We start from the raw sequence: 1,720 nt of genomic DNA, 5'->3' as shown, positions 1-1,720 counted from the left end.
GACGTCGGCTGCTCTGGTAAGAAGGTTGTCGCCCAAACCGTGCGCCATCGCCGCCAAGGTCCGCATCGAGCATGGCACGACGATCATGCCGTCCGTTCTGAAGGAGCCGCTGGCGATCGGCGCGGCCAAGTCCTGGTGGTTATGGGTGTGGTTGGCGAGCGAAGCGAGTTGCGCCAGTCCGTCGGCGCCAAGCTCGTAAGCGATGGTGATGCGCGCGCCCTTTGAGACGACAAGATGCGTTTCCACCCCACCCCTGACCAGTTGGCGTATGGTCTCGAGGGCCAGCACCGAGCCGGACGCGCCGGTAACCCCAACTATTATCCGTTTTGGTCATTTCTGCGCCGAACCGGTTGGTCGTGGAAAAAACTCGGCCCAACGCTCCGAGACCCTTTCAACGATCTGCGACGACATCTTCAATTGCTCCCCCACTCACACGACGTCTCGGACCCGATCTTGCGCGTCGCGTCGAATCCGATCTTTCCTCCAAGCCCTTCCAGCGGCGACGCGAAGTCGAGGGAGTCGATGGGGGTTCGATCAAGCTTCATCGTGATCGCCGAAGGGTCCTTCCTCGGCCGTTTCGTTGGGTGAAACGGTTCCGTCCAGTACGATCTCGGAACTGGCGGGAACATGGAGCTCGATGCTCTTGCACGGAGACAATCCAACCCGCCGATCGTTGATCATCCCGGACAGCGACAGTTCCGATACCCCTTCGGGCGCCGGCGTCACCGCTGCTATCAAAGTCGCGGGATCCGCGCCGATGACGACAGCGACGGGCATCTCAAGCCCCCTCGCCTGCCACATGCGATGGTGAGCCGCGCCGCCTCGCATGGGCAGCCATCTTATGATCGCCCTGTCGCGGGCGATTATCTGCATCCGGTATATGCCCAGATTGTATCTGCCAGGATCACCGTCGCCTCGGTCGGGTGACGGCAACCGGCCATGTGATGAGAGGACCAGCGTCCTCCGGCCAACAGGTCTGGACGGGAAGGATTGCGAAATCCGGTTCCACATCCCTCCATAATCTTGACGACGAAACGATCTTCGGGCGCGCCGCCAACGCGCCGCGCGCGGCGGAGAACATATGGCGGGCCTGGCGCAAGTTTTGCGGAACCTGAGGGGACCTCATCCACGCGAGCAGAGCGCCGAGAGTCTCGAGCCCGTGGATGTCGGTGCCCAGCCCCCACGCGACACGCTCCCGCGTCCCAAAGATATTTGCCACGACCGGAAAGGACGAGCCGCCTCCCTGGCCATCCATCGGCGTGGTCATGCGCAGCGCCGGTCCGCGCGCCGCGATCACCCTTCTGTGTATCTCCGTCAGTTCGAACCGGGTTGGGCTCGGATTTCTCGAATCTGACCCTTCGCGCCCAGGTACGAAAGAAAGGAGCCGAGATCACAGAACTGGGGAAGAAGGCGATAATGCATAGCGAAATCCGGCACGACCGGTCCGTCGGCGACGCCGTTCTCTCACGACAGCCGCTCGAGAAGTTTGCGCTAGGTCAAAGAACTGGCCGTTTGCGCACGGTATGTCGAATTTAACAGCCCACTCGCCTGAGGCTGGCTGAAGTCGGGAAGACGTTTCAGATGGCCAGCAACCTAGTCAACGACGCTCTTGAAGCATGCCGGTCTGCGATCGCCGGCCTCAAGGACCGCACACGGAGCGAGACCGCGAGAAGAAAATTCTGGGCGCTTGGACCGGAGGAATGCACAGGCATGCTGAATG

3 protein-coding genes are annotated in these 1,720 nt (G+C 61.7%); all 3 read right to left on the bottom strand.

Translation table 11 applies throughout. The features are described 5' to 3' along the window. Positions 1 to 318 (bottom strand): UbiX family flavin prenyltransferase (locus EOA75_RS32545; RefSeq protein ID WP_281058596.1); only part of this gene is annotated, 318 nt, incomplete at its 3' end. A gap of 216 nt (positions 319 to 534) precedes the next feature. Further along, a complete protein-coding gene (locus EOA75_RS35685) occupies positions 535 to 1,011 on the bottom strand; it encodes a UbiD family decarboxylase (protein ID WP_281058595.1) in 477 nt (158 codons plus the stop codon). Beyond that, positions 905 to 1,297 carry a UbiD family decarboxylase domain-containing protein gene (locus tag EOA75_RS35680; protein WP_281058594.1) on the bottom strand — a complete coding sequence of 131 codons (393 nt, stop codon included), beginning with the start codon at positions 1,295 to 1,297 and terminating at the stop codon, positions 905 to 907. Before EOA75_RS35680 ends, EOA75_RS35685 begins: the two co-directional genes overlap by 107 nt. Positions 1,298 to 1,720: the final 423 nt, after the last annotated feature.

This window comes from Mesorhizobium sp. M1A.F.Ca.IN.022.07.1.1 (assembly GCF_003997575.1).
Taxonomy (GTDB): Bacteria; Pseudomonadota; Alphaproteobacteria; order Rhizobiales; family Rhizobiaceae; genus Mesorhizobium.
The sequence above is the reverse complement of the archived record's forward strand: the minus strand, read 5'-3'. Positions and strand labels throughout refer to the sequence as shown.

Bases quoted from the DNA above. Each gene is read 5' to 3' on its own strand.
- EOA75_RS35685 (WP_281058595.1), bottom strand. From the start codon at position 1,011: ATGTGGAACCGGATTTCGCAATCCTTCCCGTCCAGACCTGTTGGCCGG.